A 14,473-nucleotide genomic window follows, 5' to 3' on the forward strand; every position below is an offset into this window, starting at 1 on the left:
GCGGAAGATGCTGGTGATTCTCAACGCCCGTATGCGTGACGCTCAAGGCGGATCGATCCCCGCCTGAGCGCACCAGAGGGCGTTGCTCCTGAGGCTGCCGGCCAGCGGCCGGCACTACCGTGCCCGTCTGCAGGAGGGGCCCAAGCTCCTCCTGCAACACAGTTGCTCCAGGGACGGATTCACGGCGTCCCCCGCGAACCCAACCCGCCCGACCCAGCGCGGCTGTTGCTTCATGCAGTTCGCGACCAAGCCCCCGCCACGAGGGGCTCAGCCGTTGGCTGGAATCACAGTTCCGAGCGAATGCGCTCGCGCAGCGCCTGCAGATCCTTGGCAAACGCATCGATACCGGTCGCCAGCTTCTCGGTCGCCATCGGATCGGCGGCCAGGTCGGCTGCGAACTTCGCCGCGTCGATCGGCGTCACCTGCACCGTTTCAGCGGCACCGGCCACCAGCTTGCGCGGCAGCGCGCCGTGGTCGGCGTCGAGCTTCTCAAGCAGGTCCGGCGAAATGGTCAGGCGGTCGCAGCCGGCCAGCGCTTCGATCTGCGCGGTCGAACGGAACGAGGCGCCCATCACCACGGTCGGCGAACCGCGGCGCTTGAATTCGGCATACACCCCACGCACGAACACCACGCCCGGGTCCTCGTCGATGTTCGCCGGGGTCTGGCCGTTGGCCACGTACCAGTCCAGGATGCGGCCGACGAACGGCGAGATCAGGAACGCACCGGCTTCGCTGCAGGCCAGCGCCTGGGTGGGGTTGAAGATCAGGGTCAGGTTGCAGTCGATGCCTTCGGCCTGCAGCACGCGCGCGGCTTCCACGCCTTCCCAGGTCGCAGCGATCTTGATCAGGATCTTCTCGCGCGGCACGCCGGCATCGGCATACATCTGGATGAATTGACGGGCCTTGGCCACGGTCGCGGCGGTGTCGTGGGCCTGGTCGGCATCCACTTCGGTGGAGACGCGGCCCGGCACCAGCGTGCTCAGCAGCGCACCGACGCCGATGGTCAGGCGGTCGGCCACGGCGTGCACCACGGCCTCGCGGTCGCCGCCTTGCTGGCGGCCCCAAGCCAGTTCGCGTTCGATCAGTTCCGCATAGACCGGCAGGTCCAGCGCCTTCTTCACCAGGGTCGGATTGGTGGTGCAGTCCACCGGCTGCAGGCGCTTGATCGCCTCGTAGTCACCGGTATCGGCAACGACCACGGACAGTTCGCGCAGCTGGGACAGTTTGGACGGGGTACTCATTACGGCTCCTGGTGCGGGGATTGCAGGGAAACTGATCGCGCGCGGTTCGCAGCGCAGGTCAGGGACGGTCGTTGTGGACCGCGCTCACGCGCAGCCGCAGCTTGCGGCCGCCCGGGGCGGTCCAGTCGATGCTCTGGCCAACGGCCAGGCCAAGCAGGGCGCTGCCGACGGGCGCCAGCACGGACACCTTGCCTTCATCGACATTGGCTTCGCGGGGGAAGACCAGGGTCAGGACATGCTTCTCGCCCGACACTTCATCTTCGCACTCCACGCGCGAATGCATCATGACGATGCCTTCGGGAATCTGGTCTGGCGGCAACACGGTTGCGCGGTTGAGCTCGTCGGCAAGCGTGCGCGCGGCCGGCGTCTGGCTGTGTGCCGGGGATTCGAGCATGGCGTCCAGGCGGTCCATGTCGAGGGTGGAAACAGTGATCGACGGCGGAAGGCCGCTGGCGGTGTTCATGGTGACGCTCCTTGGTTGAAAGCCATGCAAAAGGCGGCACCTGCTGGCGCCGCCTGACTGTATTGTGGGGACAAATGCGGCCGGAATCGACTCCCGCCGGTTTCGATGCCCGGCGGCGGTGTCTCAGCCGTTCAGCACCGGCGTGGGCGGGGTGGCAGCATCGCCGCTTGGCTGGGCCAGCGCCTCCAGCGTGAACAGCGCATCGGGCAGGCGCTTGAACTGCTCGGCCAGCTCCATCAGGAACTCGTTCATTGCCGAGCTGCGCCGCCAGATCATGGCAATGCGACGGCTGGGACGGCCCTCGCCGACGAAGTCGAGCAGGCGGATGTTGTTCGAGCGTGGCACCGGCGGCTGTACCGACAGGCTGGGCAGCAGGGTGATGCCAACGTCGGCGGCGACCATCTGTCGCAGCGTTTCCAGGCTGGTGGCGCGGAATTCCGACTTTTCATTGGCGCCGAACAGGCGGCAGACTTCCAGCGCCTGGTCACGCAGGCAGTGGCCGTCTTCCAGCAGCAGCAGCTTCTGCGTGGCCAGTTCCTGTACGTCCAGATGCTCGCGCGTGGCCAGCGGGTGGCGGCCGGATACGGCCAGCAGGAACGGTTCCTCGAACAGGAATTCGGCGTGCAGCTGGTCGTCGATCACCGGCAGTGCCAACAGCGCGGCGTCGAGCCTGCCTTCGCGCAGGCGCTCCAGCAGCACGTCGCTCTTTTCCTCCACCAGCAGCAGTTCCAGCTCGGGGAAGCGCGTGCGGATGCGCGGAATCACGTGCGGCAACAGGTATGGGCCCAGGGTGGGGAAGATCCCCAGGCGCACCGTGCCCGCTTCGGGATCGCGGCTGCGTCGCGCCGCTTCCTTCAGCTGCTCCACTTCGGCCACGATCACCCGTGCCCGCGCGGCCGCTTCGTGGCCGGCGGGGGTCAACATGACCTTGCGCGGTGCGCGTTCCACCAGCGGCAGGCCCAGTTCCTCTTCCAGCTTGCGGATCTGGGTCGACAGCGTGGGCTGGCTGACGAAGCAGGAGGCGGCGGCCCGGCCGAAGTGCTTGTGATCGGCCAGGGCCACCAGGTATTTCAGGTCACGCAGGTTCATCCTCAGACCTCTCGGGGTACTGCACCGGCAGGGCGTGCCCAGCCGGTTGATGGTGCTCCCGATGGCCTGGGAACGTTGGATCAGGCCGCTTCGGCCACCGCACCGCTGCTCTTGGGAACCGAGGAGCGGATCAGGTGATCGAAAGCGCTCAGTGCGGCGGTCGAACCGGCGCCCATCGCGATGATGATCTGCTTGTAGGGTACCGTCGTGCAATCGCCCGCGGCGAACACACCCGGCAGATTGGTCTGCCCGCGGTCATCGATGACGATCTCGCCACGCGGCGAAAGGGCCACGGTGTCCTTCAGCCATTCGGTGTTCGGCAGCAGGCCGATCTGCACGAAGATGCCTTCCAGTTCGACGCGATGGGAGTCGCCGCCGACACGGTCCTTGTAGACCAGGCCGGTGACGCGGCTGCCGTCGCCCAGCACTTCGGTGGTCTGCGCGCTGGTCAGCACGGTGACATTGGCCAGGCTGCGCAGCTTCTTCTGCAGCACTTCGTCGGCACGCAGGCTGGAATCGAACTCCAGCAGGGTCACATGCGACACGATGCCGGCCAGATCGATGGCCGCTTCAACGCCGGAATTGCCGCCACCGATCACCGCCACGCGCTTGCCCTTGAACAGCGGGCCATCGCAGTGCGGGCAGTACGCCACGCCCTTGTTGCGGTACTGGTCTTCGCCGGGCACGTTCATCTGCCGCCAGCGCGCGCCGGTGGACAGGATCACCGAGCGCGACTTCAACACCGCGCCGTTTTCCAGCTGCACCTGCACCAGGCCGTCTTCGCCGGCGGGCACCAGCGCACTGGCGCGCTGCAGGTCCATGATGTCGACTTCGTACTCGCGCACGTGCTGTTCCAGCGCCGTGGCCAGCTTCGGGCCTTCGGTCTCCTTCACCGAAATGAAGTTCTCGATCGCCATGGTGTCCAGCACCTGGCCACCGAAACGCTCGGCGGCGATGCCGGTACGGATGCCCTTGCGCGCGGCATAGATCGCCGCAGCGGCGCCGGCCGGGCCACCACCGACCACCAGCACGTCGAAGGCGTCCTTGGCGGCGATCTTCTCGGCATCGCGCTTGCTGGCGTTGGTGTCCAGCTTGGCCACGATCTGCTCCAGGGTCATGCGGCCCTGGTCGAACACCGCGCCGTTGAGGTAGACGGTCGGCACCGACATGATCTCGCGCTGCTCGACTTCCTCCTGGAACAGCGCGCCGTCGATGGCCACGTGCTGGATGCGCGGGTTGAGCACCGCGGCCAGGTTCAGTGCCTGCACCACGTCCGGGCAGTTCTGGCAGGACAGCGAGAAATAGGTTTCAAAGCGGTAGTCGCCTTCCAGGTTCTGCACCTGCTCGATCAGCTCGGCAGTGGCCTTGGACGGATGCCCGCCGACCTGCAGCAGGGCCAGCACCAGCGAAGTGAACTCGTGGCCCATCGGCAGGCCGGCGAAGGTCAGGTGGATGTCCTGGCCCGGCGTGCCCAGGTCGAAGGACGGCACGCGGCCCTGGCCGTCGCGCAGCACCTGCAGCGAGATCTTGTCCGACAGGCTTTCCAGGGTCTGCAGCAGTTCCAGCATCTCCTGCGACTTGGCACCGTCGTCGGCATGCGCGGTGATCTGGATCGGGCGGGTCACGCGCTCCAGATAGGTCTTCAGCTGCGACTGCAGGTTGGCGTCCAACATGGTCTTCTCCTGGCTTCAGGCAAAACGGGGGCGTGGCACCGCTGTAGAAGGTAGCGGACCAGCGAGGGGGTAGGGGTGAACCCAAGAGGGCAGCGCGGACCTGTGGAAGGGGCGATGCGGGCGCGGCCGTCTTGGGTTCACCCCCACGCCGGCGATGTGGCCGGCACGGGGATGGGCGCGCCGCAGCGTGGGGCTGCGGCAGGCCGGTGCTGCTTTAGATCTTGCCGACCAGGTCCAGCGACGGGGTCAGGGTCTTCTCGCCTTCCTTCCACTTGGCCGGGCAGACCTGGTTCGGGTTGGCGGCGGTGAACTGGGCAGCCTTCAGCTTGCGCAGGGTCTCGGAGACGTCACGGGCGATCTCGTTCGAGTGGATCTCCAGGGTCTTGATCACGCCTTCCGGGTTGATGATGAAGGTGCCGCGCAGGGCCAGGCCTTCTTCTTCGATGTGCACGCCGAAGGCGCGGGTCAGCTGGTGGGTCGGGTCGCCAACCAGCGGGAACTGGGCCTTGCCCACGGCCGGCGAGGTTTCGTGCCAGACCTTGTGCGAGAAGTGGGTGTCGGTGGTGACGATGTAGACCTCGGCGCCGGCCTTCTTGAACTCGGCGTAATGGTCAGCGGCGTCTTCGATCTCGGTCGGGCAGTTGAAGGTGAAGGCTGCCGGCATGAAGATCAGGACCGACCACTGGCCCTTCAGGGTGCTGTCGGAGACCTTGATGAACTCGCCATTCAGGTAAGCGTTGGCTTCGAACGGCTGGATCTGGGTGTTGATCAGGGACATCGTTTTTCCTCTGGGTGAAGGGGAGTGGGTGAATCGACAGGACCTAGGTTACTGGTTCCATTTCGATAAGGACAATGCATTGATTACATCTATTTGATAGATACAGTCTATTGATGTGCGCTGAGCCGGCAATGAATCAAGGCACCTGCATCCTGCAACCCGCTGTATGACAAGGGAAATCATCAGCGGCTGCGGAAACCGGTCGATAGGTCTCTCATATCCCACCGCAGCGAATCGCGCTCCAGCGAACCTGAACGGTATCCAGACTCTACAATTGCGGGCCCACCGCCCGCGCCAGTGCCTGCCATGCCCGCCGATTCCGAACCGTCCCTGCGCCAGGTCGTGGCCGACGCCAGCGGCCGCCTGGGGGGCGTAGAGGCCCGTCATGAAGCGGAGCTGCTGCTGCTGCATGTGCTGCAGCGACCGCGCAGCTGGTTGTTCGCGCACGCCACCGATCCACTGCCCGCCGCCGAGCAGGCCGCGTTCGAGGCCTTGCTGGGCCGGCGCCTGGCTGGCGAACCGGTGGCCTACCTGACCGGCCGCCGTGGTTTCTGGACCCTCGATCTGGAGGTCGACCCCGCCACCCTGATTCCGCGCCCGGAAACCGAACTGCTGGTGGAACTGGCGCTGGATCGCCTGCCGCCGGACCGTGCACTGCGGTTGGCCGATCTTGGCACCGGCAGCGGCGCGATTGCCTTGGCCCTGGCCAGCGAACGACCGCAGGCGCAGGTGCTGGCCACCGACGCCAGTTCCGCTGCGCTGGCGGTGGCGGCCCGCAACGCCGCGCGCCATGAGCTGGGCAACGTGCGTTTTGCTGAAGGTGGTCACGACTGGTACGCGCCGCTGCACGGTGAACGCTTCGACCTGATCGCCAGCAATCCTCCCTATATCGCCAGCGACGACCCGCACCTGCAGCAGGGCGACCTGCGCTTCGAGCCGGCCACGGCGCTGGCCTCGGGCGTTGATGGGCTGGACGACATCCGTCGCATCATCGTCGGCGGCGGCGACCAACTGCAGCCCGGCGGCTGGCTGCTGATCGAGCACGGCTGGGACCAGGGCGATGCCATCGGCGCGCTGTTCGAGCAGGCCGGCTACATCGACGTGCAGACCGTGCAGGACCTGGAGCAGCGCGACCGGGTCACCCTGGGCCGGCGACCGGCCTAGAATGGGGGTTCTCCTGCCAAGGGCAGGGCACCACCACGGAGCTGCGAGCATGCGTACGCTGTACCCCGCCATCACCCCTTACGACGTCGGCACCCTGAAGGTCGACGACCGCCACACGCTGTACTTCGAACAGTGCGGCAACCCGGACGGCAAGCCGGTGGTGATGCTGCATGGTGGGCCCGGCGGCGGCTGCAGCGACAAGATGCGCCAGTTCCACGACCCGGCCAAGTACCGCATCATCCTGTTCGACCAGCGCGGTGCCGGTCGTTCCACCCCGCACGCCGATCTGGTGGACAACACCACCTGGGACCTGGTGGCCGACATCGAGAAGCTGCGCGAGCACCTCAAGGTCGATCGCTGGCAGGTGTTCGGTGGCAGCTGGGGCTCGACCCTGGCGTTGGCCTATGCGCAGACCCATCCGCAGCGCGTGACCGAACTGGTGCTGCGCGGCATCTTCATGCTGCGCCGCTGGGAGCTGGAATGGTTCTACCAGGAAGGCGCCAACCGCCTGTTCCCGGATGCGTGGGAGCACTACCTCAAGCCGATTCCGGCGGTGGAACGCCACGACCTGATTTCGGCCTTCCATCGCCGCCTGACCAGCGAAGACGAAGCAACGCGCCTGGACGCGGCCAAGGCCTGGGCGGTGTGGGAAGGCGCGACCAGCTTCCTGCACGTGGACGACGACTTCATCAACAGCCATGAAGACCCGCACTTCGCGCTGGCGTTCGCCCGCATCGAGAACCACTACTTCGTCAACGGCGGTTTCTTCGAGGTGGAAGACCAGCTGCTGCGCGACGCGCACCGCATCGCCGATATCCCCGGCGTGATCGTGCACGGCCGCTACGACGTGGTCTGCCCGCTGGCCAATGCCTGGGACCTGACCAAGGTGTGGCCGAAGGCGAAGCTGGAGATCACCCCGGCCTCGGGGCATTCGGCGTTCGAAGCAGAGAACGTCGACGCGCTGGTGCGTGCCACCGATAGTTTCGCCTGATCGGGTGGTGGTGGTGCCGGCCGCTGGCCGGCAACGCCTTACCGGTAGCGCCGGGCCATGCCCGGCGGCACTCCGTTCCGCTGCCACGATGATTGGTTCATCCGTTTTCTCCATTGTTCAAAGCTGACGCTATTGGCCTTGAATCGGGATGAGGCGGGCTGGCACCTTTGGTGTCCGTGCGACTCTCGGCCACACCACTATGTACACCCGTCTGCTGTTGACCGCGGAAAAGCCATCTCCCACAGATGCGTACGTTGGCGGCGGCGCTTTTCTTCCAGAGCACATTCCTTGGCCAGCCTGTGCTGGAGGCCGTGCGTTCTTTCACTTGATGGCAGTTCCTGCGCATTGGTTCTATCCGCGCGAGGTCGCCGAAGACTTCTGGTTCTCCATCTTCATTCCGGTCGATGTCCAGCGTCACACGCACCTTCGGCAGCTACGCGCTGTGGAGGGAGCCAGCGAGGCTGTCGTACTCGCATACCGCCGTGGCGCCGCATCCAGAAGCCGATGCATGAGCGACTCGCTTGAGCGCGGCCGTATCGAGCGTGTGGAGTGTTTGGAACCTGACGATGATGAGAACCTGGATTCCAAGCTGGATGGAGTCGATGCATGGCTGCAATCAACTTTGACGTGGAATGGCGGTCGCCGTCGCTTGATGCTCTACGGAGCGGACATCGACGACATTCTGCCTTCGCATAAGGGCATCCTGTCGGATGGCATGGCGTATCTTTTCATTCCCGATCAGCCCGATTTTGCTCTCGGAGGGCGCGCCGGGGCGTTCTTCCTCCAATTGGGCTGAATCGGATTTCGCCACGTTGCGCGCTAGCTCTGCACCAAAGACCTCATCCACGCATGGCGTGGATCTACCAATCCCCGGCCAACAACGCTTCGGCCAGCACCTGCAGTTTCGGTGAGTGCTGGCGCGAGGGCGGGTAGATCAACGACAGCGCGCGGCTGCGGCCTTCAAACGGCTGCAGCACGCGCTGCAGGCGGCCATCGGCCAACGCGTCGGCCACCGCGAAATCCATCACCTGCACGATGCCGATGCCCGTAATCGCTGCCTCCACCAACGGGTCGCCGCAGTCGAACACCATCCGCGTCGGCGGCGTGACCTCGCGCAGCTGCCCGTCCTGCAGGAACTGCCAGTCCACCAGCCGGCCGCTGCGCAGGTTGCGCACCGCCAGGCAGGCATGGTTCTGCAATGCCGCCACATCGGCCGGCTCACCCTGCGCGGCCAGGTAGGCCGGGCTGGCCACGGTCACCCAGCGCAGTGGCTTCAACGGACGCGCCACCATGCGCTGGTCGGCGATGGTGCCGGTGCGCAGGGCGGCGTCGAAGCCTTCCTCCACCAGATCCACCAGACGGTCGCTGAGCACCGCCTCGACCTGAAGCTGCGGATGCTGCTGCAGCAACGGTCCCAGCAACGGCACCAACACCTTGCGCCCGAACATCGACGGAGCGCTGATCTTCAACGTGCCCGAGGGCGTGCAGGGGCGGTCGGCCAGCAGCCGCTCTGCGTCTTCCATCCCGCACAGCAACGGTCCCACCTGCTCGACGAACTGCTGGCCATCCGGGGTCAGCGCGACATTGCGCGTATTCCGCTGCAGCAGCTTTACCCCCAGCGAGGCTTCCAGCCGGCCGATCGCGCGTGACAGCCCGGACTGGCTCAAGCCGAGCTGGCCGGCGGCGACGGTGAAGCTGCGCGCCTCAGCCACCTGCACCAGCATGCGCACCGCGTTGAGGTCCATCGAGGATCCATTCATGCGGAAAATCATGACAGAAATCGCGCTGAGGGGGTTTATTGATTCAGCTGCATCAATGAGACTGCCGTCCCCCCTCCGAACCGGGCGCCGCATGCCTCCCCTGAAATACCCGCGCTGGGCGCTGACCCTGCTGGCCACCGCGCAGCTGATCATCGCTCTGGACGCCACCATCATCTTCGTCGCCCTGCACGACATGGGCCGCGCGCTGCAGATCAATGCGCAGCAGCTGCAGTGGGTGGTCAGCGCCTATACGGTGGCCTTTGGCGGCAGCCTGCTGCTGGGCGGGCGTGCGGCCGATCTGCTGGGCCGCCGCCGCTTCTACCGGCTGGGCATGCTGCTGTTCGCGCTGGCCTCGCTGCTGGGTGCGCTGGCGCCCAATGCCACGCTGCTGATCGTGGCACGTGCGGCGCAGGGCATCGGTGCGGCGCTGCTGTTTCCGGCCACCCTGGCCCTGATCAATACGCTGTATGCAGAAGGCCCGGTGCGCAACCGCGCGCTGGCAATCTGGAGCATGGCCAGTGCGGCGGGCCTCGCGCTGGGGACGCTGCTGGGCGGCGTGCTGACCCAGGCGTTCGGCTGGCCGGCGGTGCTGGCGGTGATCGTGCCGTTGGCCACGGCCTGTGCGGTCGCCGCGGGCGCGTGGCTGCCGGCCGATGGCCCGCGCGTGCGCGGCCGTTCCTTCGATCTGGCTGGTTGCCTCACCGTCACCGCCGGCGGCAGCCTGCTGGTCACCACCCTGGTGCAGGGGCCGGAATGGGGCTGGACCGCGCCGGCCACGCTCATCTGCCTGTTGCTGTCAGCCGTGCTGCTGACGGTGTTCGTACAGATCGAAAAGCGCAGCCGCGACCCGCTGATGCAGTTCGCGCTGCTGCGCCTGCCCGGCCTGCGTGCAGCACTCGGCCTGACCTTCGCGTTCATGAGCAGCTATGGCGTGCAGTACTACTTCCTGGCGCTGTACTTCCAGGATGGCTATGGCTGGAGTCCGCTGCAGGCCGGCATGGCCTTCCTGCTGCCGACGCTGGTGTGCACCTTCGGCATCCGCATTGCCGAGCGCATGCTGCAGCGCCGTTCGCCACGGCAGGTGCTGGCCTGGGGCTTTGCTGCCGGTGCCATCGGCATCACCGCGGTGGCGCTGGCGATGCCGCACGGCGCCAGCTACTGGCCGCTGCTGCCGGGCATCGTGGTGCTCAGCGTGGGCCAGGGCATGAGCTGGACGGCGATGTGGATCGTGGCCGGGCAGGGCGTTCCGGGGCCGCAGCAGGGTGTGGCGTCCGGCATGGCGGCTACCGCACAGCAGATCGGTGGCGCGTTGGGACTGGCAGTACTGGTAATGGTGGCCAACGCCGCACGCGGCACGCAGGCGGCAACCGGTCCTGATGCGCTGCAGGGCATGATCAATGCACAGTACGGCGCAGCGCTGTTCGCCGCGCTCGGCGTGCTCATCGCGCTGGGCCTGCGTCCGGCACGGGTAGACTGCAGCTCTCCCGACGCCCTGCCAAACGACGCATGATTGCACTGCTGGATCTTCGCCAGACGCTGGACGCGTTTGCCGCCTGCAATGACGACCACGACGTATGGGCGTCGTTCGGCTGGGTGCATGCCAGCGAGGGCGATCTGCTGGCGGCGCGTTTCTGGTTGCCGGCAGATGAAGACGCCGCGTTCGATGATGACGGTGAAGTGCCCGAGGCCGTGCAGGCGCTGGGCCTGTCGGCCTGCCTGGAACCGGCCACGTTCGCTGACGTACTGGATGTGCAGAAGCGCCAGCGTCCGCTCTCATCCCTGCAGGATTACGCCGAAGCGCTGGCGTACTACGCCGAGTACGACGCCTTCCTGCAGGTGGACGGTGTCGATGAAGCGCTGGGCGAGGCGGGTGCCGCCGAGCAGGACGCTGCGCGCGCAGCCGGTGTCGGGCCGGGCATCTTCGCCGCGTTCGAGTTGACGCTGGCGTGTGCGGGCGAACAGGTCAAGGCTGCGGCACAGCGCGTCGCGCAGCTGCTCGACATTCCGGTGGGCGAAGCGCTGGCACGCTGTCGCGCGCTGCCGGTGTTGCTGGGTGAAGCACTGGATCGGCGTCGTGCGCAGGCGATCAAGGACGATTTTGAAGCGATCGGCGTCCGCGTGCAGGTGCGCGGATTCAAACCGTTCCCGTGGATGGATGTTCCCGTGCTGCGTTGACGAAAATCATCCACGCATGGCGTGGATCTACTGGGAACCGGCCTCGTTCTTTCTTTTCGCCGAATGCGGATGTCCGCCACCGCTGCAGTAGATCCACGCCATGCGTGGATGCGGTCATCCCAACGCCAACAACTGCGGCTGCAAGGCGCTGAAAATACGCGCCAGCCGCTCCGCCCATGCCTGCTGCCCGGCGGCATCGGCGATCAGGTCCTGGCGGATTTCCAGTTCCACATGCACCAGGCCGCGACCTTCGCCATGCACCGGCACCGCGTAGTCGCTGCTGCTGTTGACCGAATACGGTTCGTTGTCGCCCACCACCAGGTCGCCTTCATCGCGCAGTGCCTGCAGCAACGCGTGGGCAAAGCGTGTGTCCTGGTGGTACAGCACGCCGGCGTGCCAGGGGCGCTGCATGCCGTTCATCACCGGGGTGAAGCTGTGCATCATCACCAGCAGCGTCGGCCGTCCCGCAACGCGGCGCGCCTCCAGTTCGGCATCGATGCGTGCATGGTAGGGCGCGTGGATCGCATCGATGCGCTGCTGCCGCTGTGCGGGCGACAGCCCGGCATTGCCCGGCACCAGGGTGTGGTCGCTGACCTCGGGAATCAGCGTGGGCGAAACCAACGGCCGGTTGCAGTCGATCAGCAGCCGCGAATAGGTCTGCTCGATCGCCCACGCATCCAGCCGCTCGGCCAATGCACGGGTGGTGCCGCCGATGCCGATGTCCCAGCCGATATGCCGGTCCAGTTCGGCCTGCGGCAATCCAAGGTCGGCCAGTGCACGCGGCACCTGTTGGCCGGCATGGTCGGCCAGCAGCAGGAACGGTGAGGCGCCCTGCGCACGGTGCACGCTGAAGATCGCCGGATCGTCGGCGCCCAGCAGTGCCGGCAGCGCGCGCAGGTCGGCGTCAGCCACGGGGCCGGCCGTCCAGGTGGTGCTCGATCATCCACAGGCCGGCCCACAGCTTGGCATCGGCTTCATAGCCTTCGGCCATTTTCTGCACCAGCCAGGCGGCCGCCTGCGTGCGCGGCACTTCATGCACGGTGATGTCCTCGCTCTCGTCGCCGCCGCCTTCGCCGATGCGACGCAGGCCGGTGGCACGCACGAAGGCGATCTTCTCGCTGCTGGCACCGGAGGAGGTGGGGCCGATCATCAGCACTTCGGCGTGCTCGGCGGTCCAGCCGGTTTCCTCTTCCAGCTCGCGTACAGCGGAAACTTCGATGGACTCGCCCGCATCGATGTCGCCGACCAGCCCGGCCGGCATCTCGATGGTCGACGCCTGCAGCGGCACGCGGAACTGTTCGACGAACAGCACCTTGTCCTCGGGGGTGACGGCAATGATGATCGCGGCCAGGCCGCCGGCGTGGGTGCGTTCGCTGTATTCCCAGCTGCCACGCACGACCATGCGCTGGTACTTGCCTTCGTAGACGACACGCGGTGCTTCGGTGTTGCGCTGGCTCATGCGGGCTCGCTGGAAGTAGGGACGGGGTCGGAAATGCCGGCGGCACTGAACAGCCGGCGGCGGGTCATGGGGCCGAAGCGCAGGGTCTGGCACAGGCCGCCGAGCAGCTCTGGATCGGCCGCCTGGCGCGGCATGCCGGGCTGGCAACCTTCCAACGGTGCGTCCAGTGCGATGGTGGTCAGCTGGCGCCAGAGCTGGGCGTGCTCGCGCTGCTCGCGCAGGCGCACGGCCATCTGGGCCGCGCCGCGCAGGCGCAGGAACGGCACTTCGTCCAGGCGTTCGAACAGCACGTCCATGCTGCCGAAATGGGCCAGCAGCACGGCCGCCGACTTGGCACCGACACCGCTGATGCCCGGAATGTTGTCGACCGCATCGCCACACAGCGCCAGGTAATCGGCGATCTGGTGCGCGTGTACGCCGTGCCGGGCCTTGACCCCGGCCACGTCCCAGCGCTGGTTGCGTGCGTAATCCCATTGCTCGTCATGGTCGAGCAGCAGCTGAGACAGGTCCTTGTCGGCGGAAATGATCACGCCGCGATGGCTGCTGCGGTGGCCATGCAGGGCGCTGCCGATCAGGTCGTCGGCTTCGTAATCATGGTGGGCAAGCACCGCCAGGCCGAGCGCTGCGCACAACGCCTTGCAGTGCACGAACTGGCGCTTGAGCGCTTCCGGCGCCGGGTCCCGATTGGCCTTGTAGGCCGGGTACAGGCGGTGGCGGAAGCCGCTGTCCAGTGCTTCGTCGAAGGCGATGGCGATGTGCCGGGGGCGTTCGCGCTCCAGCAGGTCCAGCAGGAAACGGGCGAAGCCGTGCACGGCGTTGGTCGGCCAGCCCTGACTGTCCTGGAATTCGTCCGGCAGCGAATGCCAAGCGCGGAACACGTAGATGCTGGCGTCGACCAGGTACAGCGGCGGCGGTATCGCCACGGGAATCACGGCGTTCACTGGCCGGTCCAGTCCTGCAGCAGGGCCGCGGCATCGGGGCGCTCGCGCTCGGGGACTTCGGCCTTGGGCGTGCCGATGTGGATGAAGCCGGCAATGCCTTCGCCCTCGGCCAGCCCCAGGTGGGCGTGCACGGCAGGATCGAAGGCCATCCATGCGGTCAGCCACTGCGCGCCGAAGCCCAGCGCCTGTGCCGCCTGCAACAGAGCAAAGCACACACAGCCGGCGGTCATCAGCTGTTCCTGTGCCGGTACCTTCGGGTCCGGGCGGGGGCTGGCCACCACCACGATCACCAGCGGTGCATGGCTGAAGCGCTGGCGGTCCTTCTCGAACACGGCGTCGCCGGCATGCGGGTCGCGCTCACGGCTGCGCGCGGCCAGGAAGTCGCCCAGAGTGTGACGCGCATCGCCGGCGATCTTCAGGAAGCGGAACGGTACGCGCTTGCCGTGGTCGGGCACGCGGACCGCCGAGGTCAGCATCCGCTGCAGGGTGGCCGGGTCCGGTCCGGGCTCGCCCAGTTGCCGCGAGGGCACCGAGCGGCGGGCATCCAGGGCGAGCAGGGCAGCAGGGTCGGGCATGGAGTCTGAACCGGTCATCACGGGTCGCTGATTATAGTCGGGGAGGTAGATGACGCCGTTTGTGTCGCGTCAGACCCCTGAATAGCAAACTGTGATGAACATCATGCCACTGGCGGATCACGGAGCCCCGCTTCCCCTCGCCTCGCAGGCCCCGCACGGCTTAC

Annotated in this window: 15 protein-coding genes; 5 read left to right on the top strand and 10 right to left on the bottom strand. The window is 66.7% G+C overall.

Features of this window, described 5'->3' with window-relative positions:
* Positions 1 to 284 precede the first annotated feature (284 nt).
* The 5 genes from LC407_RS00005 to ahpC form a co-directional block, all read right to left on the bottom strand.
* Positions 285 to 1,241 carry a transaldolase gene (locus LC407_RS00005; RefSeq protein WP_025877945.1) on the bottom strand — a complete coding sequence of 319 codons (957 nt, stop codon included), beginning with the start codon at positions 1,239 to 1,241 and terminating at the stop codon, positions 285 to 287.
* 58 nt (positions 1,242 to 1,299) lie between these two features.
* Complete coding sequence (rnk, locus tag LC407_RS00010; protein WP_025877946.1) at positions 1,300 to 1,704, bottom strand: nucleoside diphosphate kinase regulator; 405 nt, start codon at positions 1,702 to 1,704, stop codon at positions 1,300 to 1,302.
* Positions 1,705 to 1,827: 123 nt separating this feature from the next.
* Positions 1,828 to 2,793: a LysR substrate-binding domain-containing protein gene (locus LC407_RS00015; protein ID WP_223481986.1), complete on the bottom strand. Its 966-nt coding sequence runs from the start codon at positions 2,791 to 2,793 to the stop codon at positions 1,828 to 1,830.
* Positions 2,794 to 2,873: 80 nt separating this feature from the next.
* Positions 2,874 to 4,466 carry an alkyl hydroperoxide reductase subunit F gene (ahpF, locus tag LC407_RS00020; protein ID WP_033830402.1) on the bottom strand — a complete coding sequence of 531 codons (1,593 nt, stop codon included), beginning with the start codon at positions 4,464 to 4,466 and terminating at the stop codon, positions 2,874 to 2,876.
* Positions 4,467 to 4,680: 214 nt separating this feature from the next.
* Positions 4,681 to 5,244: an alkyl hydroperoxide reductase subunit C gene (ahpC, locus tag LC407_RS00025; RefSeq protein ID WP_025877950.1), complete on the bottom strand. Its 564-nt coding sequence runs from the start codon at positions 5,242 to 5,244 to the stop codon at positions 4,681 to 4,683.
* A 306-nt stretch (positions 5,245 to 5,550) separates the two neighbouring features.
* Here ahpC and prmC point away from each other — a divergent pair, with 306 nt between their 5' ends.
* The 3 genes from prmC (at position 5,551) to LC407_RS00040 (ending at position 8,195) form a co-directional block, all read left to right on the top strand.
* Entirely contained in the window at positions 5,551 to 6,408 is an 858-nt protein-coding gene (gene prmC, locus LC407_RS00030; RefSeq protein ID WP_223481987.1) for a peptide chain release factor N(5)-glutamine methyltransferase, read from the top strand.
* Between the two features lie 49 nt (positions 6,409 to 6,457).
* Positions 6,458 to 7,399 carry a prolyl aminopeptidase gene (pip, locus tag LC407_RS00035; RefSeq protein WP_032977488.1) on the top strand — a complete coding sequence of 314 codons (942 nt, stop codon included), beginning with the start codon at positions 6,458 to 6,460 and terminating at the stop codon, positions 7,397 to 7,399.
* Positions 7,400 to 7,907: 508 nt separating this feature from the next.
* Positions 7,908 to 8,195 (top strand): hypothetical protein, encoded by a 288-nt coding sequence (locus LC407_RS00040; protein ID WP_144435832.1) that lies wholly within the window; start codon positions 7,908 to 7,910, stop codon positions 8,193 to 8,195.
* 64 nt (positions 8,196 to 8,259) lie between these two features.
* On the opposite strand, the gene LC407_RS00045 is transcribed toward LC407_RS00040, so the two are convergent.
* Entirely contained in the window at positions 8,260 to 9,144 is an 885-nt protein-coding gene (locus tag LC407_RS00045; RefSeq protein ID WP_223482662.1) for a LysR family transcriptional regulator, read from the bottom strand.
* 106 nt (positions 9,145 to 9,250) lie between these two features.
* On the opposite strand from LC407_RS00045, the gene LC407_RS00050 reads away from it, so the two are divergent.
* Complete coding sequence (locus LC407_RS00050; RefSeq protein ID WP_059066076.1) at positions 9,251 to 10,669, top strand: MFS transporter; 1,419 nt, start codon at positions 9,251 to 9,253, stop codon at positions 10,667 to 10,669.
* Positions 10,666 to 11,334: a hypothetical protein gene (locus tag LC407_RS00055; protein ID WP_032977482.1), complete on the top strand. Its 669-nt coding sequence runs from the start codon at positions 10,666 to 10,668 to the stop codon at positions 11,332 to 11,334. Before LC407_RS00050 ends, LC407_RS00055 begins: the two co-directional genes overlap by 4 nt.
* 114 nt (positions 11,335 to 11,448) lie before the next feature.
* Here the strand turns inward: LC407_RS00055 and LC407_RS00060 are convergent, their stop codons facing one another.
* From LC407_RS00060 to LC407_RS00075, 4 genes are read right to left on the bottom strand one after another with little or no spacing between them, the layout of a single operon-like run.
* Complete coding sequence (locus LC407_RS00060; protein ID WP_059066077.1) at positions 11,449 to 12,246, bottom strand: N-formylglutamate amidohydrolase; 798 nt, start codon at positions 12,244 to 12,246, stop codon at positions 11,449 to 11,451.
* Positions 12,239 to 12,793 (bottom strand): NUDIX hydrolase, encoded by a 555-nt coding sequence (locus tag LC407_RS00065; protein ID WP_025877960.1) that lies wholly within the window; start codon positions 12,791 to 12,793, stop codon positions 12,239 to 12,241. The genes LC407_RS00060 and LC407_RS00065 overlap by 8 nt, the downstream gene beginning before the upstream one ends.
* Entirely contained in the window at positions 12,790 to 13,734 is a 945-nt protein-coding gene (locus tag LC407_RS00070; protein WP_223481988.1) for a 5'-3' exonuclease H3TH domain-containing protein, read from the bottom strand. Before LC407_RS00070 ends, LC407_RS00065 begins: the two co-directional genes overlap by 4 nt.
* Positions 13,731 to 14,309 carry a nitroreductase gene (locus LC407_RS00075; protein ID WP_025877963.1) on the bottom strand — a complete coding sequence of 193 codons (579 nt, stop codon included), beginning with the start codon at positions 14,307 to 14,309 and terminating at the stop codon, positions 13,731 to 13,733. Before LC407_RS00075 ends, LC407_RS00070 begins: the two co-directional genes overlap by 4 nt.
* Positions 14,310 to 14,473 lie beyond the last annotated feature (164 nt).

It is taken from the genome of Stenotrophomonas sp. OVS01A (assembly GCF_019969775.1).
Classification (GTDB): Bacteria; Pseudomonadota; Gammaproteobacteria; order Xanthomonadales; family Xanthomonadaceae; genus Stenotrophomonas; species Stenotrophomonas indicatrix.

What these genes read in the sequence shown, in the direction of transcription:
- ahpF (WP_033830402.1), bottom strand. Translation starts at nt 4,466, where the DNA reads ATGTTGGACGCCAACCTGCAGTCGCAGCTGAAGACCTATCTGGAGCGC.
- LC407_RS00075 (WP_025877963.1), bottom strand. Translation starts at nt 14,309, where the DNA reads ATGCCCGACCCTGCTGCCCTGCTCGCCCTGGATGCCCGCCGCTCGGTG.
- ahpC (WP_025877950.1), bottom strand. Translation starts at nt 5,244, where the DNA reads ATGTCCCTGATCAACACCCAGATCCAGCCGTTCGAAGCCAACGCTTAC.
- LC407_RS00050 (WP_059066076.1), top strand. Translation starts at nt 9,251, where the DNA reads ATGCCTCCCCTGAAATACCCGCGCTGGGCGCTGACCCTGCTGGCCACC.
- LC407_RS00065 (WP_025877960.1), bottom strand. Translation starts at nt 12,793, where the DNA reads ATGAGCCAGCGCAACACCGAAGCACCGCGTGTCGTCTACGAAGGCAAG.
- LC407_RS00045 (WP_223482662.1), bottom strand. Translation starts at nt 9,144, where the DNA reads ATGGACCTCAACGCGGTGCGCATGCTGGTGCAGGTGGCTGAGGCGCGC.
- LC407_RS00040 (WP_144435832.1), top strand. Translation starts at nt 7,908, where the DNA reads ATGAGCGACTCGCTTGAGCGCGGCCGTATCGAGCGTGTGGAGTGTTTG.
- LC407_RS00005 (WP_025877945.1), bottom strand. Translation starts at nt 1,241, where the DNA reads ATGAGTACCCCGTCCAAACTGTCCCAGCTGCGCGAACTGTCCGTGGTC.
- rnk (WP_025877946.1), bottom strand. Translation starts at nt 1,704, where the DNA reads ATGAACACCGCCAGCGGCCTTCCGCCGTCGATCACTGTTTCCACCCTC.
- prmC (WP_223481987.1), top strand. Translation starts at nt 5,551, where the DNA reads ATGCCCGCCGATTCCGAACCGTCCCTGCGCCAGGTCGTGGCCGACGCC.
- LC407_RS00055 (WP_032977482.1), top strand. Translation starts at nt 10,666, where the DNA reads ATGATTGCACTGCTGGATCTTCGCCAGACGCTGGACGCGTTTGCCGCC.
- LC407_RS00015 (WP_223481986.1), bottom strand. Translation starts at nt 2,793, where the DNA reads ATGAACCTGCGTGACCTGAAATACCTGGTGGCCCTGGCCGATCACAAG.
- pip (WP_032977488.1), top strand. Translation starts at nt 6,458, where the DNA reads ATGCGTACGCTGTACCCCGCCATCACCCCTTACGACGTCGGCACCCTG.